Here is a 21,094-nt window from a genome sequence, read left to right as displayed (position 1 = left end):
ACCACTCCTTACAATTTCTGGAAGACCGGACTCAACCGGCCACTGATGCAATACAGAATCACCGACAGGGCCAGCAAGCCGATAATGATCATGATGTCGCGGATCGAGGCCGCCGCCACCAAGGTGACCAATAGATAGCCCGCGCCCAGTACCGCGACCAACGCCGGCAGGGGCCACAGCGGCATGCGATAGGGATGCTCGCGATCACGCAGCAGCACCCGGCTCATCAACGCACTCAACGCCACCACCAGGTACACCAGCATGATCAGCAAGACGCTGAACGAGGTCAGGTCGGCCAGGTTGGAGCTGAAACTGAGCAGCGCCGAAGGAATCGCCAGGAACAGCGTAGCCAACCACGGCGAATCCCAGCGCGGGTGAATGCGCGTGAACAGTTTGTTGATGCTCGGCGTCCACAGCGCATCGCGGCCGCTGCTGAACACTACGCGGCCGATCTGGATCACGATGGCGACGATGGCATTGAACACCGACAGGAAGATCCCGGCGCTGACCAACCGCGAGAGGGTTTCATTGCCGTGGCTGGTCAACAGATAGCCGATAGGGTCCGGGCTGCTGATCATTTCACTGAGCGACGGCGCGCCGATCAACAACGCGGTGATGGGCACCAGTTCGATGATCACCACCAGCCCCAGGGACCACAGCACCGCCTTGTGCACGCCTTTGCCGCCGCACTTCATGTCCTCGGCAAGCAACACCGCCGGACCATAGCCATTGTAGGAAAACAGACCGATGCCCACCGCGCCGATCACCAGGGCCCAGGGCGCCAGGTGCAGCACGCCGTTTTCGACGATCTGCGGCTGGAACAGCACGCTGGCCGGTTGCACCGGGTTGCCGAAACCGATCACCACGATCACCAGCAGCGCCGCCACTTCAAGCAGCAGGCAGGTGCCGGTGATCCAGGCATTCAGCTTGATATTGAGGATGCCCAGGGCGTAGCTGCACACCACGATCACCAGCGCCACGGTTTGCGAGTCAAACTTCGTGCCCAGCGCGTTGTTCAGGTAAGTCGCGGCTCCCGTGGCGAGTACCGGCGGGATAAACAGCAACATCACCAGCACGGTCAGGAACGTCGCATAACCCGCCATGCCACCAAACACGCGCTTGGCGTACACATACTCGCCCCCGGCGCTGTTGTGTGCACGGCCCAGCTCGGCGTAGCAAAAGGCAAACATCAAGGCAAGCAGACCGGCCATCACGAACGCCAGGAACACCCCGCTACCCGCCTGCTGGATGGCAAAGGGCGCAATCACAAACACGGAACTGGCCGGCGTCACCGCCGATACGGTAATGGCGACTACATCGAAGACACTCAAGGTGGGTTTCAGCACGCCATCGGGCGTGGGGGAAGTGCTCATATCGTTATCCTCTGTCGTTGTTCTTGGTGTGAGGCAGAAACGAAAAGTCTGATGAGTCACGGGCTATGTTTCCCGCTGAATGATGGCGACGATAAACGCGACGTTCATATCAGCCAATTCCCCTATTGGCGTACTCCCCTTGACGACACCCGGCAAAAGCCGAACCCTTGGCCGATCTTTTGTGGGTGGGAGCCTGTCACATGAGCCTGTTTCGCGAAGTCGGCATGCACGCCGGCCTGGGCCGCACCGTCGCGCACATCGGCACCGAGCGCTTCTGGAAACAGCTGGTGTTGTTGCTGCACCAGTGCCTGCCCTTCGATAACGCCCTGGCGATCTTCTACCCATTGGAGGGGCCGCCCCAGGCCCTCGAAGAATACGACGCCCAGCCCAGCAGCAAACCAGCGTCGATGCTGGTGTACCTCAATGGCTTGTATTTGCTCGACCCCTTTTTCCAGGCCTGCCGTGAAGGGTATGCCAGCGGTGTGTATCGCCTGGAGGAAGTGGCGCCGGACCATTTCCGCCAGAGTGAATACTTCCTCAATTACTTCCACGACAACGTGCTGGAAGACGAGGTGCAGTTCATTCTGCAATTGCCGGGTGCGGGGACCTTATCGCTGTCGCTGGGCATGCAGCGACGCTTCAGCCTTGAAGAGACCGGGCTGATGACCACCGTGGCGGCCTGGGTACTGCCGTTGATGCAGCAGCACTGGCAGCAAAGCACCCAGCGAGCGCCGGCGATGGACAGCCAGATCAGGGATGCATTGAGTCAGTTTGGCTGCGGCGTGCTATCGGAGCGCGAATTGGAAATCGCCCGCCTGGTGCTGCGCGGGTTCTCGTCCAAGGCCATGGCTGAGCGCCTGAACATCTCGCCGGATACGGTGAAGGTGCACCGTCGGCATTTGTACGCGAAGCTGGATATCTCATCACAGCCGGAGCTGTTTTCGTTGTTTATCCAGTCGTTGGGGCATGACCTGGAAAACCCCTGAGCCCGAGGTTGTACTCGGTTTAAATGTGGAAGCGGGCTTGCCCGCGAATGCAGTACACCAGTCGCCAGATCTATTGACTGACATTCCGTATTCGCGGGCAAGCCCGCTCCCACAGGGGGCGTGCGTCGCACTTACTTACCGGTGCGAATGGTGTTCCATACCCGCGTGCGTACCCGGTCGATATTCAGCGGCATGGCTTCCAGCGCGAACAGCTTGCCCATCATCTCGGGGCTCGGGTAGATCTTGGTGTCGGCCTTGATCGCCGGGTCCACCAGGCTGTCGGCGGCCTGGTTGCCGTTGGCGTAATGCACGTAGTTGGTGATGCTGGCCATCACTTGCGGGCGCAACAGGTAGTTCATGAACGCATAGCCGGCTGCCTCGTTGGGCGCATCGGCGGGCATGGCGACCATGTCGAACCAGATCGCGGCGCCTTCCTTGGGAATGTTGTAGCCGATGTTCACGCCGTTCTTGGCTTCTTTGGCACGGCTTTCAGCCTGCAGGATGTCGCCGGAGAACCCAACCGCCACGCAGATATCGCCGTTTGCCAGGTCCGCGGTGTATTTCGAGGAATGGAAGTACGCCACATAAGGCCTGACTTTCATCAGTAGGTCTTCCGCTTTCTTGTAGTCCTCGGGCTTCTTGCTGTGGTGCGGCAAGCCCAGGTAGTTGAGCGCGGCCGGCAGCAGCTCCGGGCCGTTATCCAGAATCGCAACCCCGCATTTCTGCAGCTTGGCCATGTTCTCCGGCTTGAAGATCAAGTCCCAGGAATCGACCGGCGCGTTGTCACCCAAGACCGCCTTGACCTTATCGATGTTGTAGCCGATGCCGGTGCTGCCCCATAGGTACGGGAAGCCGTGGGCATTGCCTGGATCGTTGTTTTCCAGGGCCTTGAGCAGCACCGGGTTGAGGTTCTTCCAGTTGGGCAACTGGCTCTTGTCGAGCTTCTTCAACGCGCCGCCCTGGATCTGCCGGGCCATGAAATGGTTGGACGGGAACACCACGTCGTAGCCGGATTTACCGGTCATCAACTTGCCGTCCAGGGTTTCATTGCTGTCGTACACATCGTAGGTGAAACCGATGCCGGTTTCTTTCTGGAAGTTCTTGGTGGTGTCCGGCGCAATGTAGTCCGACCAGTTGTAGATTTTCACCGTCTCGGCGGCCTGGCCGATAGAGGCCACCAACATCAAGGGCAACAGGGCAATGGCTTTCATGGTTCGATTTCCTGGCGGTTTTAGGGCTGTTTTTATGGCAGGCGATCAAGGATCAAAGCGTTACAGAATCAACACGTAGGTCTTGCGCACGGTCTCCTGGATATCCCAGATACCGGTGCTGTTGGCCGGCAACATCAGTGCATCACCGGCTTCTATGTGGACGACTTCACCGTTGTCAGGGGTAAAGGTGCAGCGGCCCTGGATAAAGTGACAAAACTCCTGGGATTTGATCTGTCGACGCCAGACGCCTGGGGTGCATTCCCAGATGCCGGTCTCGACACCGTCGTTGCGCTCGACGCTCAGGGTCGAGGCCACGGCGATGGGCTCACCCAGGGGCACGGCGACGGGCGACGAGTCCGGCAGGTGGGCGTTCAGCGTGTCTTTGAATTGAGTGATGCTCATGGGTTTTCCCGTGTAAGTGAAACGACTTAGTGCATGAAACCTTCCATGAACCCGGCCACGCCGGTCGCCAGCTTGCGGCGCCAAGGGGCGGTATTGGGGTTGGCCAACACCTGGTCTTCATGGACGAAACTGCGAATGATCGCGTTGTAGCCCAACCAGCGGCAGGGTTCGGGTTCCCAGGGCTTGAGTGCGTCCAGGCCACGTTCGCGGATCACCCAGGGTTGATGGATCAGCGCAGTGTCGCGGCCCAGGATCAGGTCGGCCAGGGTGCGGCCACCCAGGTTGGTGGCGCCGACGCCCTCGCCGCCATACCCGCCCGAGAGCGCGATGCCGGTTTTGTGGTCGCACAGCATGTGCGGTCGGAAATTGCGCGACATGCCCAGGTTGCCGCCCCAGGAATGGGTAATGTTCACGTGCTTGAGCTGTGGGAAAAGCTCACCGAACAGGTAGCGACGCAACTCGACCTCGCTGTCAGTCAGATCGAAGTCGTGGCGCAGCTTCCCGGCAAACTGGTAACCGCCACGGGCGCCGAACACCAGGCGGTTGTCCGCCGTACGCTGGCCATAGGTAACCTGGCGGCTGCTTTCGCCAAAGGCTTGGCCATGGCTCAGGCCGATTGCCTCCCAGGTACTGGCCGGCAACGGCTCGGTGGCGACGATCAAGCTTTGCACCGGCAGTTGGTAACGGCCCAAAAGCGGCAAGGTGTTGGCATAGCCCTCCACTGCCGGCACCACCCAGGCAGCACGAACACTGGCCTTGGCCGTGCGCACACTGCCCGACTGCCAGTGCGTGGCCGGGCTGTTTTCGTAGATCGTCACGCCCATGCGCTCGACCACCCGCGCCAGCCCGCGCACCAGCTTGGCGGGGTTGATAGTCGCTACGTGCGGCGCATAGATACCGCCATAAGGCTTGGCGATGCGAATCTGTTCGGCCAGTTGTGGCGGACTGAGCCAGCGATAGTCGGCTTCGGTCAGGCCCTGGGCGTAGAGCTTGTCCAAGTAGCGACGCAGGCTGACTTCCTGCTCAGGGTAACGCGCGGCGCAGTAAAGGGCGCCGCCCTTGCGGTAGTCGCAGTCGATGCCTTCACGCGCCAGCACCTGGGCCACTTCATCGGGGATGGCATGCAGCAGGTCAAACGAGGCGCGGCGTTGTTCTGGCCTCAGGCCGGCCAACAGGCGGTCTTCACCCAGCACGTTACCCATCAACCAGCCACCGTTACGTCCGGAGGCACCAAAGCCTGCGGTCTGGGCTTCGATTATCGCGATGTTCAGTTCGGGCGCCTGGCGTTTCAGGTAGTACGCGGTCCACAGCCCGGTATAGCCGGCGCCGATAATGGCCACGTTGACGTCCAGGTCATGTTCCAGCGACGGCCGCGCGTGCAGCGGCTCGTCCAACTGGTCCATCCATAAGCTGATGTTGCGCCATGCCGGCATGCCGGGATCCCCTACCTCGTTTCGATAGGTTGGATCCTAGAGCGCGGTGTCAGGGGCTGTCTTGCGCGCGTGCACGCAGGGAAATTTGTTTGACGTAGGCCTTGGGCGACTGGCCAGTGTGCTGGCGGAACGCGCTGTAGAACGCCGACAGCGAGTTGAAACCCGCGGCGAATGCCAGGTCGTCGACCTTTATCGGCGGGACGGCCTTGTCCAGCGCCGCCAGCAAGTGCTGGAGCCTAGCCTGGTTGACGTAGCGATAGAAGCTTTGCCCCAGCACCTGGTTCAGCAGGTAGGAAATCTGATTGCGGCTGTAGCCACATTCCTTTGAAACCCGCTGCAGGTCCAGTTCCGGGTCCAGGTAGGGTTGTTTGTGCTGGAAGTACTGCTGCAGGTCATTGGCCATGTGCCCCAACTGCTGGGGCGACAAGCCCAGGCGGCTGACCGAAGGCCGCGCGGCCTGGGCGGGCTGCTCATGCACCAGGGACGCGTATTCATTGACCCGCCAGATCAGCCCGTCACGTACCGTGATGGCTTCGCTGGTGCGGAATGACACCAGCCCGTGGCCGCCACGCAAGGTGATGCGGTACTGGATGAACGCGGTGTCGCCATCGGCGCGGATGCGATCACTGTGCTCGATCGCTTCGTCGGCCTCGCGCGGCATGCTGGCTTGCAGGTATTCACGCAACTCGGCGTAACCGACGACACGGTTCTGGAAAAAGTCGTGGTACTGGATGTCCGGATGGTAGTAGGACATTACGCCCTCCAGGTCCCGATGGCGCCAACACAGGTGGTGGCGTAGCACCAGCTCGCGTGTGGCGTGGGATTGCTGGGAATCATCGTCTGGAGCGATGTCAGGCATGGAGGGCTCTGCGGCGGGTAAACCGTGAAGATTGCCGAATTTTGCCGGAGTCTTCAATGGCCAGTGGGCTCTTCTGACTAATGGCCTATTGCCCAACCTCAAGCAGGACATGACCTGTATCAACCTAACGCAAAACAACCGCCAGACGGGGCCGAAAAAGTCACCTTGCGATTGCGAGCGGATGCTATTTTGAATGCTTGAACGCCATGACCAGTGAAGGTCATGGCCCCCCTGCCACGAGCTAAAGGAAGCGCTCTATGAACAAGGTGGGCAACATGAACAAAGTGACGTTCCCCAACGCCTGCCAGTTGATGCGCTGGCATTTCCATCCAATGGGCTTTGAGGGCAGCATGGACGCGCCCGGCAGCATGATCGTTCGATTGTTCAACCGCGCCAGCGGCGAGACGCTGATCGCCATCGCCGGCATCCCCTGCGCCACAGTAATGAATGCCGCCGATGTGGAACGCATCATCGAAGCGGTGGAGGATGAGCTGGAGTCGTTTGTGCCGCCGCAATCCCTGCGGGCCTGATTCGCAAGCCCGCTCACAGGCTAGCTGCGGTGCACCCTCAGTTGCGTTGATCATCGAAGAAGGCTTTTTTGCCATCCACCCGCTCCGACGCCTTGGGCACATTCACTGCCTGGCCTTCGGGCTTTTCCACGTACCAATAGCAATGGCTCACGGCGCGGGTGATGCCCACATAGGCCAGGCGCAGCACTTCGTCCTTTTGCGCATTGTCAAAGGGCTCGCTGTCGCCAGCATTGCCCAGGCCCGCCATCCGGTATACCTGGTTTTTATACGGCGAGCTGGTGACATGCTGGCAATCCCCAAGCATAAACACCGCGTCCGCCTGCAGGCCCTTCGCACTGTGATAGGTCAATTGCTTCAGCCTGCGTGCCTGGGGCGGCAAGCTAGAATCCACATTAACTACAGAGCTAATATGCTCTTGAATCAATGACTTATCGCTACTTTTTCGATAAAGCATCAAGATCGAATCGCCCTTCTGGTAATGCTCCGACAGCTGCCGACCCAATGCCGCGTCGTCCCGTTCCAGCACCTTGACCGGTACCAAGGCCTGGGGCGCGCCACTGGCCTTGGCTTTCTTGCCAGGAATCGCCGGTGCGGCGCGCACGATGTGCTCGGCCGCATCAATGATGTGTTGGTGACTGCGGTAGTTCTCGCCCAGCATCACGCGGGTAGTAGACGGCGATGGGAACTCCTTGTCGAAGGCCATGAAGTACTTGGGCGAACTGCCCCGCCAGCCATAGATCGACTGCCAGTCATCCCCTACACACAGCAACGATGAGCGCTGGGCGCCGCGCCCGATATGCATCGCAGGGCCACGGCTGCGGATCTCGCGCAGGCTGGCGCGGATCCACGAGACAATCTGCGGCGAAACGTCCTGGAACTCGTCGATCATCAGGTGCGACAGCGGCCGCAGCAGCGGATCACTGAGCAGCTTGAGGTTTTCCGGGGTGTTTTCGCCGAACAGCGAGAACATCCGGTTATAGGTCATGATCGGTGGCGATTGGTCCAGCAGGTGATCTTCCAAGGCCTTCCAGAAGATGCTCAAGGCTTCAAAGAAGAAGCGGTCCGGGTCATCCTTGGCAAAGCTCATCTGCCCGACAGCAGTGGGTACGTCCAGGCCGAGGTTCTCGATAAATCCGGCGGCCGCGACGAAACTGTCCAGCAGCGGCGCTGACGCCAACTCGCCTTTGACCTTGTAATCAAAGCCGGGGCCGGCCGTGGCGTCACCGGCCACACTGCTCAGCAGACGCTTTGATGATTCATAACTATCCAGCCATATCAATGGCTTATGACAGAAAGCTTGAAACAACGTGCGCTTTACCGCCCACTCTGCACGCACCGAAAGCTTTGAGTGAGGTCGGCTGGTCTGCGGGTTTTCCCGTGAATCGAAGCCCAGCACCACCCAGGCATCCAGCTCAGGGATATAGCCATGGCAGTGGAATTGCGCGCCGTTGATTTCTATGGTCTGGCGGTTGGGTTCAATGCCCTTGATCGGCCACGCACCTGCACGGAACCACAGGTCCTCAATCACATCGCAGAGTTCTTCATCGCGCTTGGCGGCCAGCTCAGTGACAGCCACGCGTTTTTGCACATCCGGGTGATCGCGCTCCAACGCCTTTAGCTGCAGGCCGTGGCGCGCCAGCGGCGCAATCAGCTCACGGAACCGTGGGTGTTCCCTGTGCAGCCGGTGATAGCAGGCATTCATCTGCTGGCGTTGGGCTTCGTTGATACGCAGGTCGAAGGGGTTGCTGTCGGCGTCTTCAAAACCCGAGTTCAGGTTTTCGAAGGCTTGCAGGCGCTCAAAGCCCGGGAGACTGCGCACCATGGGCAGAATGCGCGAGTGAAAGGTACGCACCACGGCTTGGGCTTCTTTCACACCCAGGGGTTGGCCCCACAGGTTGAGAATTTCCATGAGTTTGTTGATGAAGTCCTTGCGCGATTCACGGGTGAAGGTCACCACCGTCATCGAGCTCAGCTCAAAGCCCAGGTAATGGGTGAGCAGCAAAATGCGCAACACCAGCGACGTGGATTTGCCGGCACCGGCCCCGGCGATCACTGAGGTTGAAGGCGTTTCGCTGAAAATCATCTTCCATTGCGCCGCGCTGGGCTGGGCATGAGCCGGCAGCAATCGCGCAACGTCGGCCTTCATGCGTTTCTTCAGCTCGGCGGTAAGCGGCAGGCGCCAATCATCGAACAGACTGTCATCCACGCCCGGCGCTCGGTGTTCATCCGGGCGGAAGTCACGAATCAATAGCACCTGACGACCTTCCTCGATGCCCTCGGCCTTACCTTCGCGGTAGCCATACTCCACGCCCGCCTCATGCCCGCTGCGAAAACCGTCGGCCTGCCCGTGCAGCCAGGAGAACCGGTGCTGGGCGCGCAGACGCGTCAGACCATGGCCAAACAGGCGTGCAGCCAAGCGTTTGAATAGCGGCATTTCAGCCAAAGGGCGCAGTTCGGGAGGAAGATCAGGCTTTTGTTGCGACACGCGGACTCCTGCGATGAGCTGGGTTCAGACAAATGCGCCATGGTCGCCGGAATCGACGCCGAGTTCCAGCCAATTGCTTTGCAGTCATGCAGTTAGGCGATGAACTGAAAGTCAAAACCCCAGCGACCAATCTAATTAGCCGATAGGAATAAGGCAGTTTTTACGCTTTTTATCGATTATGAGCTGCAGGATCATAGGGCCATTCACAGGAGATGATCATGCTTGAACTTCGACCTTTCAAATCCCTGGGCGGCGCCCACCACGGATGGCTTGACGCTCATCACCACTTCTCGTTTGCCGAGTACCACGACCCCGAGCGCATGCACTGGGGCAACCTGCGGGTATGGAACGATGACATTATCGCGCCGGGCACTGGCTTCGCGCAGCATCCGCACCGCGACATGGAAATCATCACCTACGTGCGTGAAGGCGCGATCAGCCATGCCGACAACCTCGGCAACAAGGGTCGCACCGAAGCCGGTGATGTACAGGTGATGAGCGCAGGCACCGGGATCGCCCACAGCGAGTACAACCTGGAAGACACGCCGACCCAGATTTTCCAGATCTGGATCATTCCGAACGAGGCCGGCTTACCGCCGTCTTGGGGTGCCAAGCCGTTTCCCAAGGGTGAACGCGAGGGCTTTGTGACGCTGGCCAGTGGCAAGGCCGGGGACAGCGAGAGCTTGCGCATTCGTGCGGATGCACGGCTGGTGGCGGCGAACCTGAGGGCTGGAGAAACTGTCGAATACCGGCTGGACAACGGGCGTCGGGCGTATCTGGTGCCGGCGACCGGACTCATTGAAGTCAATGGCTTGCGTGCACAAGCTCGAGATGGTGTGGCGGTTGAAGACGAGCAGGTGTTGCGAGTGACAGCGGTTGAAGACAGCGAAATTGTCTTGGTCGACCTCGCCTGACCCTGTTGGAGCTGGGGAACGTCGAGTGCTTGCCGACGTCCCCCAAGTTCCTACACAGGATCAGTTATTGGCTGATAGCACCGTCTACCAACACCTGCGCCTCTTCCACCAATTGCTTGAGGTGATCCTCACCGATAAAGCTCTCGGCGTAGATCTTGTAGATATCCTCGGTGCCGGATGGGCGCGCGGCGAACCAGCCGTTTTCGGTCATCACCTTCAACCCGCCGATCGCTTGGTCATTGCCCGGCGCATGGCTGAGGATCTGCTGGATGCTCTCCCCGGCCAATTCGGTAGACGTGACCTGGTCCGGCGACAACTTGCCCAGCAGGGCTTTCTGCGCGGGAGTAGCCTTGGCATCCACACGAATCGCGAACGGTTCGCCCAGGGCGTCCGTCAGGCCGCGGTAGATCTGGCTCGGGTCCTGGCCTTTGCGCGAGGTCATTTCCGCGGCCAACAGCGCCGGGATCAAGCCGTCTTTGTCCGTGCTCCAGACCGTGCCGTCCTTGCGCAGGAACGAAGCACCGGCGCTTTCTTCGCCACCAAAGCCCAACGAACCGTCGAACAGGCCATCGGCAAACCACTTGAAGCCTACTGGCACTTCGTACAAACGACGGCCAATGCGGGCGGCAACGCGATCGATCAAGCCGCTGCTGACGACAGTCTTGCCCACGGCGGCGTCCGCGCGCCAGTCAGGACGGTTCTGGAACAGATAGTCGATGGACACCGCCAGGTAATTGTTCGGCGCCAACAGGCCGCCGGACGGGGTGACGATGCCGTGGCGATCGTGGTCCGGGTCGCAGGCGAAGGCAACGTCGAAACGCTCCTTGAGACCAATCAGGCCTTGCATGGCGTAGCTGGAGGACGGGTCCATGCGGATCTGGCCGTCCCAGTCAACACACATGAACCGGAAAGTCGCGTCGACCTCGGTATTCACCACCTCCAGGTTCAGCCGGTAGTGTTCGGCAATCGCCGACCAGTAGCGCACCCCTGCTCCGCCCAGCGGATCCACGCCCAGGCGCAGGTCGGCGCTACGAATGGCGTCCATGTCGATCACATTGACCAGATCAGCCACATAGGTGTTGAGGTAGTCATGACGATGGGTGGTGTCAGCCTTGAGGGCCTGGGCGTGGGTGATGCGTTTGACCCCGGCCAGTTTGTTGGCCAGCAACTCATTGGCCTTGGCTTCGATCCACTTGGTGACGTGGGTGTCGGCCGGGCCACCATTGGGCGGGTTGTACTTGTATCCGCCACTCTGCGGCGGGTTGTGCGACGGCGTGATGACGATGCCGTCGGCCAGGCCGCTGGTGCGGCCACGGTTGTAGCAGATGATCGCGTGGGAAATCGCCGGCGTCGGCGTGTACTCATCGCCCTCAGCCAGCATCACGTGCACGCCATTGGCGGCCAGCACTTCCAGCGCGCTGGCACCGGCAGGTGTCGACAGTGCGTGGGTGTCCAGCCCCACAAACAGCGGGCCGTTGATGCCTTGGGCTTCGCGGTACAGGCAGATAGCCTGGCTGATGGCGAGTACATGCCATTCGTTGAAGCTCAGTTCAAACGAGTTGCCACGGTGGCCGGAGGTACCGAACGCCACGCGTTGGGTGGAGATTGCTGCATCAGGCTGGCCAGTGTAGTAGGCCGTGACCAGTCGCGGGATATCCACCAGCAACTGGGCTGGCGCCGGCTTGCCCGCAAAAGGACTGATTGTCATGCATAAACCTCGGAAAGAAGGATTCGGGAAAAAAACGGCAGTTTACTGAGTGTTGGACTGCTTCGCGACGTTATCGATCCTACAACAGTCAAAGAAACTTCACGCAATCATCCCATCTGTGCCTGACGCAATGCTTCGCTTAGCGCCGCCAGGACGACATTCAGGTCCGGTTGCCCCTGAAAGGTGTGGCTCAGGCGCAAATGCTGCTGATGCAGGCCATTGACACTGAACAGTTCGCCGGGGGCAATCACCACTTGCTGGGAAAGCAGGCGCTGGAATACCTGGCGCATATCGACGGTTCTTATGGAGCGCAACCAGAACGCTGCGCCGGCAGCTGGCGCACGGTAGGTCATTTGGTCGCTCAGGTCCCGGTCCAGGCGCTCGCACATTTCGTCCGCCTGCAGGCGTAACTGCAGGCGCAGCCCACGCAGGTGCTGGTCGATCCGCCCGCTGTGATAAAGGCGCGCAATGGCGCGCTGACGGATCGGTGATAAACGAAAGGAGCGCAGCAGGAAATGGCGCTGCAATTCGTTGTTCATACGCCGAGACAGCAGATAGCCATAGGGCGCTTCCGAACCCAACACTTTCTCGAAGGAGGAAAACACCATCAATCGTTCAGGGTTCACCAGCTCGCGTAGTGCAGCCTGCGGCTCGTCGAAACCCAACTCGCCAAAGGTGTCGTTTTCCAGCAGCCAGCAACCGTATTGATCGAGCAATTGTGCAAGGGCCAGGCGATCTTGGGGTGGCATGGAAACCCCGGCCGGCAAGCTGACTCTTGATGACAGCAACACCAGACGCACCGACTCAGCGCTTAACAAGTGATCAAGGTTCACCAGATCCAGTCGCCCGTCCGGTGTCCAGGGCAGCTCGATAACACGCACCCCGGCATCCTGGAGCAGGCGCAGGACCAACCAATCGCAAGGCGATTCCACAATCACCGGCGCCCCCCTCAGGCCCAATACTTCGATGAGGATGTCCAATACACCGCGCAGGTCGGGACCGATGTAGACATCATCGGCCTGCCAGCAGCGGGTGGGCGACGACGTATAGCGCGCCGCCAACGCTGCGCGCAGCTCCCAGACACCGCAAGGCTGGGACCAGGGTTGCAAATACCGCGGATATTGGCGGACGAGTTCGCGCTCCAGACGCAACAGCGTGCCATCCAGCGAGGCCAGCAGCGCGGGTTCATCTCCGCTGAGCACCACCATGCCAGGGCGCCGCGCCGCTGCGTAGAGCCGATCAAGCGGATCACCGCTGGTGCCCGCCAGCGGATTTGCCGAGAGTGGCCAGGCGTAATAACCCGATTTAGCCACCGAATAAACCCTGCCCTCTTTTTCAAGCAACGAGTAGGCATACTGGACCGTCGAGATCGACACGTTCAAGCGTCCCGCCAATTGCCGCAGGGATGGCAGTTTTACTCGTGTATCGGTACTGACTTCGTTGATCAGGTTGATCATGTAGCGATAGACCGCCTGATACGCGAAATCCGCCTGTCGTTCGCCGCGCAGCGTCATCGCCCGGACGATTGACAGGCCTGCGCGCTGCCCTCTGCCATGGTGTCAGCACTGCGCAGTTTGCCACTTGAGTAGCCCAGCGCACGCTTGCGATAGAGGTGTTGCAACAAAGGCATCGGTAAACCGCTGGTATCGGTGACCCACTGTTGCAGCATGTCGGCAGACGGTTTGCCCTGCAGGGCTTTGTGCAGTTCAGGCAAGGCCACCAGCATGCCCGGATGGCATTGTCGCAAATAGCCTTCCAGCCGTTCACCATGATGGACAAAAGGTGAAAACAACAGGCAAATCAATTGCGTCTCGTCCAAGCCAAAGAACTGTTGAGCGTAGGTGCTCGACAGGCTGCGCCCTTCACTGCTCCTCACCTGCGCGAGCAACGCCTCGGGCATATGGCGTGCGGCCTGCCGGATAAACTCTTGCACGCCCTCTTGATAATCCAGGTCCCGTAGACATTGGGCCTGCAACCCACGCAGGTGCGCCATCAGCAGGGGATTGGAATAGGAAGGATGGCTGAAGTGAAAACCCTGCGGGTCAGGCGTGAAGGCCATGAACTCGTTGAGCATGGGCGAAGATGGCAGGTCGACGTCGTCCAGCAAATCGGCAACACCAATGTAAGCCAAGTGACGATGGCCGTTCTTGCTGGGGTCGTCACTCACCCCATAGTGCTCTCCGTAGACGTCACCGTAATAAGCGGTACTCCATTCGTCCATGCGCGCGAACAGCCCGGTGAGCGACGACGGCCAAGTGTCCGAGATCGCGATACCCGCGCCGCGTGCTGTGTTCTTGAGCCAGGCAAGAAGCTGGCTTTGTTTACGCGGGGAATCGCCACTGACCAGTGCATGGACCCCGCCATCCCAGGCAGTGACGCGTTGGTAGAAATCCCCAAGCGCCAAGTAGGTATCACTGCTTAATGTGGCACGGCAGTCACCGGCGCTCAGGTGGCCGATCATCAACATGTTGCGCTGGCTGATTTCTCGCCCAATCGTAGACGCAGGTCGCAAATGGTTGAAGGGTGTCACTTCCTGGTTGTCTACCATCAGCAGCTCAACCCTTGGATCATCATGCAGAAACAGGCGCCCATAGCCCTGATTGAGGTCGTCGAGCATGCCCTGGGTCATTCCCGCATGCCGCAATGTCGCGACCCGCAAGCGAAAGGTTCGCGGGGCTCGGCCGGCGATGGTCAATTGGGCAGCTCGCAGCAAGGCCAATGTGTAGCTACTCACTTTGCCGCCGCCATGGACCACCAGCACTTTGTAACCCCCCACTTGCTCCATGCCGCCTGCCGCCACCACGATTCGCTGGACCAATAACTGGAGTGCCGTTCGCTCTGCACGAGAAAAGTGCCCGATCAAGCGTTGTAGAACTTGCTGATAAACATACGTCATAGCTTGTTCGTGAATAGTGCTCATCATTCTATTACCTGAGTTTGGATATCAGTTTCAAGCAACTGCTGACAGTATTTGCTCGACCTATTACGCGTGTAAGAAATTCGCGCGCAGCCCTGTGCGCTAATGACTAGACACTAGCACCACGCAACAAAATGACATCAGCTCCATCGTAATTAGGATCGCCCCCTGGAAAGGCTTAAAAGCCCCGTACTTACTGACTCTCGGCAAACTGGATCGCGACCCTAGGATGTTTCCGACAAACTCTTACACATATCTGAGCAACCAGTTAAGGAAGCGTCTTACAAATAACTGCGACCAACTTTCCAACTTATTGTATTGAGGTTTTACATGGGAAAATGTATTCCCCTGGCGTCCTGCGCTTGCCGCGAGATCAGTTTCAACTACTCGCAATAGCGGTATCGGATATTCAATCATTGCTCAGTCCTTGAGATGAAAGTGAAGGCGCAATTATCAGTGCTGGAATAATGATTAATAGATACAGAACCCTGCCGAAAAGCAGTGCAGATGAATAACTACCGGCCTACAAATCACGCGCACACAAAGACGCCGCACTGGATTTCAGGGCGGCGTGAGTGAAAAGGTCAGATTTCAGGGGTTAAAGTACCCGTCTTGCAGCTGAAGGGTAACACCGCTGCAGCCCTGTCAAATGGCGCTTTTGCCCCATGCGACAGGTGTAAGAAATACTGTTTTGAGAATCTTCCTACAGGCTAAACAGCCTCAACCTGCAACGCAACGCGCTCGCGGCACGGGCACTCGTCCATGTAGCGATGCGCTTCCACGAACTGATTGAACGGAAACACGGTGGTTTTCAACGGTACCAGCACACGGTCGGCAGTCAGTTGGTTGATGTCCCTCAGCGCTCGCTGCAAGGCGACCTGGTCCTGGATGATGCCCAGTTCAGGCTTGCCGGTGAAATTGCCGATACAGTGCACAAAGAACTGAATGTTCTTCTGGAACGCTGCACAGGCCGGGAACGGTGTCTGGTTGCCGCCCTGCAAGCCATACAGCACCAGACTGCCACGCGGTGCGAGCACATCGCCCAGCAACGACATCTGCGGGCCGCCCAAACCGTCAAACACCACGTCAACACCACGGTTGTCGGTGAACTTGTTGATCTGCATCAGCAAGTCCTGCTCTTCGGTGACGATGACTTTCTCCGCACCGAGGGACAGCAGGTATTCACGCTCATCACTGTCTTTGGTGGCGGCAATCACCCGTATGCCCAGCGCTTTGCCCAGTTGCACAAAGGACGGCCCGGCGCAGTGACTGGCGTCCGTCACCAGGGCAAATTGCCCAGGCTTGACCCGCGCCAGATCCACGTACGCGAAGTAGGCAATCAATAGCGGCGTGTAGTGCACGCTCGCCTCGATAGGGCTCAAGACATCCGGATACCGGGTCAAGGCCGAACGGGGCAGGACGATCTGCTCGCCATACACCGGGTAATCATTGGGGCTCTCGGCCGGAAAACTGGCCACCTTATCGCCCACAGCCAAATCATCCACGCCATCGCCTACAGCGACCACGACACCGGCCATCTCATGACCAAGGCCGGACGGCAGGCGTGCATGGGAAGACGCCAGGTTCTGGCGCCACAGGATGTCATACCAGCTGATGCCAATCGCTTCGACACGCACCTGCACTTCGCCCGGTGCGGGCTGCGCGGCTGCATGCTCTTCGCATTTGAGCACCTCGGCCGGACCAAACTTGTGAAAACGGATCGTGCGGGACATCGCAAACCTCGTCAAAGTAACCTCTAATGCCATGAACTCTATCTGGGCTTTCCGGGTAAGGCCACCGGTCGCCATTAATAGTCGACATGTCTGTCATTGATTCCGCATGTGAGGGATAGACCTCAGCTATCGTAGGAAAACTCAATTATCCTGTGCAGAGTACCAGCCTTTCCCCGTAAGATTCATGCCGGCCATTGTTTACATATGGCCGCTCTCGTCAAGTTTGCTGACTCTTCCAGGACACAAGATGAACCGTAACGACCTGCGTCGTGTCGACCTTAACCTCTTGATCGTATTCGAAACCTTGATGCATGAGCGCAGTGTGACCCGCGCTGCCGAGAAATTGTTCCTCGGCCAGCCGGCCATCAGCGCGGCCTTGTCACGCCTGCGCGGGCTGTTTGATGACCCTTTGTTCGTGCGCACCGGCCGCAGCATGGAGCCATCGGCGCGGGCAGTGGAAATCTTCGCCCTGCTCTCCCCGGCGCTGGACTCTATTTCCACCGCCGTCAGCCGCGCCGCCGAGTTCGACCCGGCCACCAGCACTGCGGTGTTCCGCATCGGCCTTTCCGATGACGTTGAATTCGCGCTGCTGCCCCAACTGCTCAAACGCCTGCGCGCCGAAGCCCCCGGCATTGTGCTGGTAGTACGCCGCGTCAACTACATCCTGATGCCCGGCCTGCTGGCGTCCGGCGAAATCTCCATCGGCGTCAGCTACACCGCCGACCTGCCGGCCAACGCCAAACGCAAAGTGTTGCGCCGCAGCCTGCCCAAACTGCTGCGCGCCGACAGCGTACCGGGCTCCCTGAGCCTGGACGACTTCTGCGCCCGCCCCCATGCGCTGGTGTCGTTTGCCGGTGACTTGAGCGGGTTTATCGATGAAGAACTGGAGAAACTCGACCGCAAACGCCATGTAGTACTGGCCGTGCCGCAGTTCAACGGCCTGGGTACTTTGCTGGCAGGCACGGATATTCTGGCAACCGTGCCGGATTATGCGGCCGAGGCGCTGACCTCGGCGGGAGGCCTGCGGGCGGAGGACCCGCCGTTGCCGGTGCGCAGCTTTGAGCTGCATATGGCGTGGCGTGGGTCGCAGGATAACGATCCGGGTGAGCGGTGGTTGCGGTCACGGATTCAGATGTTTTTTGGCGACCCTGAAAGTCTTTAGGTGTCGTCGGGCAGGCTGTTCGGCTGATCATTTCTGCCTTTCCACAAACCATGGAGCTCCATTCACTTCCAGTGGATTGCTACATTGGGGGCACATCTGAGGGCATGCTTTGGATGGTTTGAAAAGGATGCCCCCAACCTAAGGTTCGACAGCCCCTTCTCGGAAAAGTCATACGCTACTGCTCGCAACCACCATCGCACGAACTGTTTTGATCAGTAGCAATAGAGCGTAGGCTCTACTCTACTAGTCTCGATGTCTGTTCTAAATCGATTGTCGTAAGCAGTGATGGCAGCTTTGGGTCGACATGAGTCAGTCGCCGTAGATGGCAGTCTAGCGATGCCGTTCAGTCGGCACAGGCAATGAGCGCGGAAATAATCCAGAGCTAAGTTAGAGCTGCTTCCAGAGCATACTGATCCACGATGTCGCCAGACTCGAAAATTCCTGTCTCTACGATTTTTTCTAGAGCATTTTCGATGTCCTGAAAACCCAATCTGACATTTTTACACACTCTGGCCCGTTAGCGACCGTACCGAGTGACATTTGCACACGATCAAAGCGGAATACTTTGGGCAATAACCCATTGAAACTACTTGTTATAGTCATGGAATTGAAACAGTCAACTGTAACAAGTCCATGAGTTCGAATCCCACCGCCTCATCCGTATTTGATACGACAAAGCCATGATTATTCAGGGCTTTGTCGTTTGTGAGGTACGCGATTGTAATCGCGGATTTCGTAAATCCTTTCCGCATGATTTGTTCGGTTTCCGCAACCAAAACTAACAACCGTGTCTACAGGATCGCTCGGTTGATCTTAATTGGAGGGTCGAATTTAACCGATTGGCCTATCACGCCATAGACCTGACGGAACGAATACGATGCCGCTGATTAAAAGTCTGGCGGTGCGCATCAACCCGCAGCCCGCTATTTTCCCATCCTTTAACCGTACTTCAACAGTAAACTCGCCCGTCGGGTGTTCGATCGACAAGCGCTTCATATCACCTTCCTCCACAACTGCCATGCCCTCCGCAACACTGCCTTCAATTAGGCTGGCAGCAGCTACACTGACGGCGCCAAACACACCAATGCTGGTGTGGCATCGATGGGGAATGAAACTGCGTGTGCTGATGGCCCCACCTATTTGCGGTGGTGCAATCAAGCACATCTTCGGCACGTTGCGCTGGCTCACATCTCCCAGGTTCATACGTCCCCCCGCTTGCAGTCGAATGGACTCCAGACGCTGTTTCAGTGAAGCATTGACGTCGAGTTGCGCAGGACTCTCATAGCCACTGCAACCAAGCTCTTGCGCGTTGATCAGCACTACGGGCATGCCGTTATCGATGCAGGTCACTTCAACGCCGTCGATCACGTCCCGGGCGCTGCCGGTCGGCAACAGGGCGCCGCAACTGGCGCCAGCGATATCCTTGAATTCGACAATCAATGGTGCGGCCTGTCCTGGCACGCCGTCGATACGCGCGTCGCCGTCATAGCGCACCTCACCATCAGAGGTTGGTACATGGGCGATGGCGATCTGTCCGGTGTTTTCCATGTAGATCCGCACTGGGGTGACGTCGGCTATCGCCGCCACCAACCCGCGCTCGATGGCGAACGGGCCGACACCGGCGAGGATGTTTCCGCAGTTCTGACCGTAATCGATGCGCGGCTCATCCACCAGCACCTGGGCGAAAAGGTAATCGACATCTGCACCCGCGCGGCTTGACGGTCTGATGATCGCCACTTTGCTGGTCAGTGAATCACCACCGCCAATGCCGTCGATCTGCCGCGCATCCGGCGAGCCCATCACCGCCAGCAACACGCGGTCTCGCAGCGCAGGCTCTTGCGGTAAATCGTCGGCCAGAAAGTAAGCGCCTTTCGACGTACCGCCGCGCATCAACAGACAGGGAATGCGGGTCTGCGCCATGCTCAGTCTCCCAGCTCTTCAAGATTGTCGACGTAACGCAAACCCTTTTCCGCCAAGCGCGCGCGCATGTTGTAGATGTCCAGACCCAGTTCGCCCTTGGCCAAGCGCAAGGCCTTCTGTTCCTCCAGGTCGGCCCGGGCGCGACTGGCTTCGACGACTTGCTGCACCTCGGTACGTCGCACGATCACAACACCATCGTCATCCGCAACCACCACATCACCCGGGTGCACCAGTTGCCCGCCGCACACCAGCGGCAGGTTGACCGAGCCCAGGGTTTCTTTGATTGTGCCTTGGGGGCTGATGGCGCGGGACCAGACCGGGAAGCCCATTTCGCGCAGGGTGTGGGTGTCGCGCACGCCCGCATCAATTACCAGCGCCCGAACGCCGTGAGCCTTGAGCGAGGTGGCCAAAAGGTCGCCGAAGTAGCCGTCTGTGCAAGGTGAACTCGGCGCAACCACCAGAATATCACCGGGCCGGCATTGTTCGACGGCCACATGGAACATCCAGTTGTCGCCCGGAGCGACGAGTACCGTGATGGCTGAACCACTGATTACCGAGCCTTGTTGAATTGGTCTGATCGAAGCCGCGAACAGTCCTTTGCGGCCTTGTGCTTCATGAATAGTCGCCACCCCGAAGCGATTCAACTCATCGACCAGCGCCGCTTCGGCCCGCTGAATATTGCGCACGACAACGCCAGTCTTGCCGATATGTTCGCTCATCCCAGATTCTCCGTGACACGCGGGAAAATACTCTGATAACCCTCGCCATAGACGATGTTGCGGGTTGAGGTGATCCCGACATTACGTTTGGCTTGCACACCGCGCTGCAGGGCAACGCGCGTGTAGTACTCCCACAAATGTTCCTGACCGGCCATGCACTGGATGGCCGCGTACTTCTTGTCCCAGACCTCCGTGATGTCGAGCAATACATCGGGGCGCCATTCGCATTGCTCGGGCTGGTGCGGCTCGAAACTGTAGACCGGCGGTGCGCCGACGATTTTCTCACCCGGTTTATAGCCTTCGGCCTGGGCGATGATGCGCGCCTCCTGCGTCAGGTTCATGGCCAGCGGGTGATCGTAGTTGTACGGGTCCTTGAGCGAGTGACTGAGGACGAACTCCGGTTGCACCCGGCGGAACACATCGGCAAGGCGGAACAAGGTTTCCTTGTCGGCGCGCATCGGGTAATCGCCGATATCGAAGAACTCGACACTGGCCCCGAGAATATCGGCGGCGGCCTGAGCCTCTTCGCGACGTGCGGCTTTGACCTTGTCTTCGCTCATCTCGCCCTTGCGCCACAGCTTGGCGGATTCGCCGCGCTCACCGAACGACAGGCAGACAATGTGAACGTGGTAACCCTGCTGGGCATGCAGAGCGATGGCGCCACCGGCACGCCAGACAAAATCGGCTGAGTGGGCGCTGACGACCAGCGCGTTTTTGGTTGAATCGATCATTGCGGATTCTC

The 21,094-nt window shown here is 59.0% G+C and carries 17 protein-coding genes; 4 read left to right on the top strand and 13 right to left on the bottom strand.

Going from position 1 to position 21,094, the window contains the following annotated elements:
- Positions 1 to 8 precede the first annotated feature (8 nt).
- Positions 9 to 1,373: an APC family permease gene (locus AB4N92_RS25650; protein ID WP_038850497.1), complete on the bottom strand. Its 1,365-nt coding sequence runs from the start codon at positions 1,371 to 1,373 to the stop codon at positions 9 to 11.
- Between the two features lie 200 nt (positions 1,374 to 1,573).
- Between AB4N92_RS25650 and AB4N92_RS25645 the strand changes: the two genes are divergently transcribed.
- Positions 1,574 to 2,359 (top strand): helix-turn-helix transcriptional regulator, encoded by a 786-nt coding sequence (locus AB4N92_RS25645; protein WP_010210532.1) that lies wholly within the window; start codon positions 1,574 to 1,576, stop codon positions 2,357 to 2,359.
- A gap of 131 nt (positions 2,360 to 2,490) precedes the next feature.
- Here AB4N92_RS25645 and AB4N92_RS25640 read toward each other — a convergent pair whose 3' ends face one another.
- The 4 genes from AB4N92_RS25640 to AB4N92_RS25625 are packed head-to-tail and all read right to left on the bottom strand — an operon-like array spanning position 2,491 to position 6,264.
- On the bottom strand, positions 2,491 to 3,570 hold the full coding sequence (locus tag AB4N92_RS25640; RefSeq protein ID WP_010210533.1) for a polyamine ABC transporter substrate-binding protein: 1,080 nt from the start codon (positions 3,568 to 3,570) through the stop codon (positions 2,491 to 2,493).
- Between the two features lie 60 nt (positions 3,571 to 3,630).
- Entirely contained in the window at positions 3,631 to 3,972 is a 342-nt protein-coding gene (locus AB4N92_RS25635; protein WP_010210534.1) for a cupin domain-containing protein, read from the bottom strand.
- A 26-nt stretch (positions 3,973 to 3,998) separates the two neighbouring features.
- Positions 3,999 to 5,405, bottom strand: coding sequence for an NAD(P)/FAD-dependent oxidoreductase (locus AB4N92_RS25630; protein ID WP_044287171.1), 1,407 nt, complete (start codon positions 5,403 to 5,405; stop codon positions 3,999 to 4,001).
- Positions 5,406 to 5,454: 49 nt separating this feature from the next.
- A complete protein-coding gene (locus tag AB4N92_RS25625) occupies positions 5,455 to 6,264 on the bottom strand; it encodes a helix-turn-helix transcriptional regulator (protein WP_010210536.1) in 810 nt (269 codons plus the stop codon).
- A 257-nt stretch (positions 6,265 to 6,521) separates the two neighbouring features.
- Between AB4N92_RS25625 and AB4N92_RS25620 the strand changes: the two genes are divergently transcribed.
- The gene (locus AB4N92_RS25620) at positions 6,522 to 6,794 is read left to right on the top strand and encodes a DUF1652 domain-containing protein (RefSeq protein WP_010210537.1); all 273 of its coding nucleotides are present in this window, start codon (positions 6,522 to 6,524) and stop codon (positions 6,792 to 6,794) included.
- Between the two features lie 37 nt (positions 6,795 to 6,831).
- Here AB4N92_RS25620 and AB4N92_RS25615 read toward each other — a convergent pair whose 3' ends face one another.
- Positions 6,832 to 9,279, bottom strand: a complete 2,448-nt coding sequence (locus AB4N92_RS25615; protein ID WP_460128604.1) for a UvrD-helicase domain-containing protein — start codon at positions 9,277 to 9,279, stop codon at positions 6,832 to 6,834.
- 218 nt (positions 9,280 to 9,497) lie between these two features.
- On the opposite strand from AB4N92_RS25615, the gene AB4N92_RS25610 reads away from it, so the two are divergent.
- Positions 9,498 to 10,193, top strand: coding sequence for a pirin family protein (locus AB4N92_RS25610; RefSeq protein WP_187516780.1), 696 nt, complete (start codon positions 9,498 to 9,500; stop codon positions 10,191 to 10,193).
- Positions 10,194 to 10,257: 64 nt separating this feature from the next.
- Here the strand turns inward: AB4N92_RS25610 and pgm are convergent, their stop codons facing one another.
- From pgm to AB4N92_RS25590, 4 genes are all read right to left on the bottom strand, one after another.
- Complete coding sequence (gene pgm, locus AB4N92_RS25605) at positions 10,258 to 11,901, bottom strand: phosphoglucomutase (alpha-D-glucose-1,6-bisphosphate-dependent) (RefSeq protein WP_042571162.1); 1,644 nt, start codon at positions 11,899 to 11,901, stop codon at positions 10,258 to 10,260.
- A 107-nt stretch (positions 11,902 to 12,008) separates the two neighbouring features.
- Positions 12,009 to 13,415 (bottom strand): aminotransferase-like domain-containing protein, encoded by a 1,407-nt coding sequence (locus AB4N92_RS25600; RefSeq protein ID WP_010210543.1) that lies wholly within the window; start codon positions 13,413 to 13,415, stop codon positions 12,009 to 12,011.
- Complete coding sequence (locus tag AB4N92_RS25595) at positions 13,412 to 14,821, bottom strand: hypothetical protein (RefSeq protein WP_236267127.1); 1,410 nt, start codon at positions 14,819 to 14,821, stop codon at positions 13,412 to 13,414. The genes AB4N92_RS25600 and AB4N92_RS25595 overlap by 4 nt, the downstream gene beginning before the upstream one ends.
- A gap of 707 nt (positions 14,822 to 15,528) precedes the next feature.
- Positions 15,529 to 16,551, bottom strand: coding sequence for a zinc-dependent alcohol dehydrogenase family protein (locus AB4N92_RS25590; protein WP_010210545.1), 1,023 nt, complete (start codon positions 16,549 to 16,551; stop codon positions 15,529 to 15,531).
- 247 nt (positions 16,552 to 16,798) lie between these two features.
- Here AB4N92_RS25590 and AB4N92_RS25585 point away from each other — a divergent pair, with 247 nt between their 5' ends.
- Positions 16,799 to 17,713 (top strand): LysR family transcriptional regulator, encoded by a 915-nt coding sequence (locus AB4N92_RS25585; RefSeq protein ID WP_010210548.1) that lies wholly within the window; start codon positions 16,799 to 16,801, stop codon positions 17,711 to 17,713.
- Positions 17,714 to 18,544: 831 nt separating this feature from the next.
- Here the strand turns inward: AB4N92_RS25585 and AB4N92_RS25580 are convergent.
- Genes AB4N92_RS25580 through galB form a run of 3 tightly spaced genes read right to left on the bottom strand, consistent with a single transcriptional unit; the run spans position 18,545 to position 21,083 of the window.
- Positions 18,545 to 19,633 carry a 4-oxalomesaconate tautomerase gene (locus AB4N92_RS25580; RefSeq protein ID WP_176332034.1) on the bottom strand — a complete coding sequence of 363 codons (1,089 nt, stop codon included), beginning with the start codon at positions 19,631 to 19,633 and terminating at the stop codon, positions 18,545 to 18,547.
- A 2-nt stretch (positions 19,634 to 19,635) separates the two neighbouring features.
- Positions 19,636 to 20,352 carry a 4-carboxy-4-hydroxy-2-oxoadipate aldolase/oxaloacetate decarboxylase gene (locus tag AB4N92_RS25575; RefSeq protein ID WP_041064221.1) on the bottom strand — a complete coding sequence of 239 codons (717 nt, stop codon included), beginning with the start codon at positions 20,350 to 20,352 and terminating at the stop codon, positions 19,636 to 19,638.
- Complete coding sequence (gene galB, locus AB4N92_RS25570; protein WP_041064224.1) at positions 20,349 to 21,083, bottom strand: 4-oxalmesaconate hydratase; 735 nt, start codon at positions 21,081 to 21,083, stop codon at positions 20,349 to 20,351. The genes AB4N92_RS25575 and galB overlap by 4 nt, the downstream gene beginning before the upstream one ends.
- Positions 21,084 to 21,094 lie beyond the last annotated feature (11 nt).

The sequence above is a fragment of the Pseudomonas sp. S3_A09 genome (assembly GCF_054668065.1).
This window is presented reverse-complemented; position numbering and strand designations above follow the sequence as displayed.

Coding starts and splice junctions, on each gene's coding strand:
- AB4N92_RS25650 (WP_038850497.1), bottom strand. CDS start 1,373: ATGAGCACTTCCCCCACGCCCGATGGCGTGCTGAAACCCACCTTGAGT.
- AB4N92_RS25645 (WP_010210532.1), top strand. CDS start 1,574: ATGAGCCTGTTTCGCGAAGTCGGCATGCACGCCGGCCTGGGCCGCACC.
- AB4N92_RS25640 (WP_010210533.1), bottom strand. CDS start 3,570: ATGAAAGCCATTGCCCTGTTGCCCTTGATGTTGGTGGCCTCTATCGGC.
- AB4N92_RS25635 (WP_010210534.1), bottom strand. CDS start 3,972: ATGAGCATCACTCAATTCAAAGACACGCTGAACGCCCACCTGCCGGAC.
- AB4N92_RS25630 (WP_044287171.1), bottom strand. CDS start 5,405: ATGCCGGCATGGCGCAACATCAGCTTATGGATGGACCAGTTGGACGAG.
- AB4N92_RS25625 (WP_010210536.1), bottom strand. CDS start 6,264: ATGCCTGACATCGCTCCAGACGATGATTCCCAGCAATCCCACGCCACA.
- AB4N92_RS25620 (WP_010210537.1), top strand. CDS start 6,522: ATGAACAAGGTGGGCAACATGAACAAAGTGACGTTCCCCAACGCCTGC.
- AB4N92_RS25610 (WP_187516780.1), top strand. CDS start 9,498: ATGCTTGAACTTCGACCTTTCAAATCCCTGGGCGGCGCCCACCACGGA.
- pgm (WP_042571162.1), bottom strand. CDS start 11,901: ATGACAATCAGTCCTTTTGCGGGCAAGCCGGCGCCAGCCCAGTTGCTG.
- AB4N92_RS25600 (WP_010210543.1), bottom strand. CDS start 13,415: ATGACGCTGCGCGGCGAACGACAGGCGGATTTCGCGTATCAGGCGGTC.
- AB4N92_RS25595 (WP_236267127.1), bottom strand. CDS start 14,821: ATGAGCACTATTCACGAACAAGCTATGACGTATGTTTATCAGCAAGTT.
- AB4N92_RS25590 (WP_010210545.1), bottom strand. CDS start 16,551: ATGTCCCGCACGATCCGTTTTCACAAGTTTGGTCCGGCCGAGGTGCTC.
- AB4N92_RS25585 (WP_010210548.1), top strand. CDS start 16,799: ATGAACCGTAACGACCTGCGTCGTGTCGACCTTAACCTCTTGATCGTA.
- AB4N92_RS25580 (WP_176332034.1), bottom strand. CDS start 19,633: ATGGCGCAGACCCGCATTCCCTGTCTGTTGATGCGCGGCGGTACGTCG.
- AB4N92_RS25575 (WP_041064221.1), bottom strand. CDS start 20,352: ATGAGCGAACATATCGGCAAGACTGGCGTTGTCGTGCGCAATATTCAG.
- galB (WP_041064224.1), bottom strand. CDS start 21,083: ATGATCGATTCAACCAAAAACGCGCTGGTCGTCAGCGCCCACTCAGCC.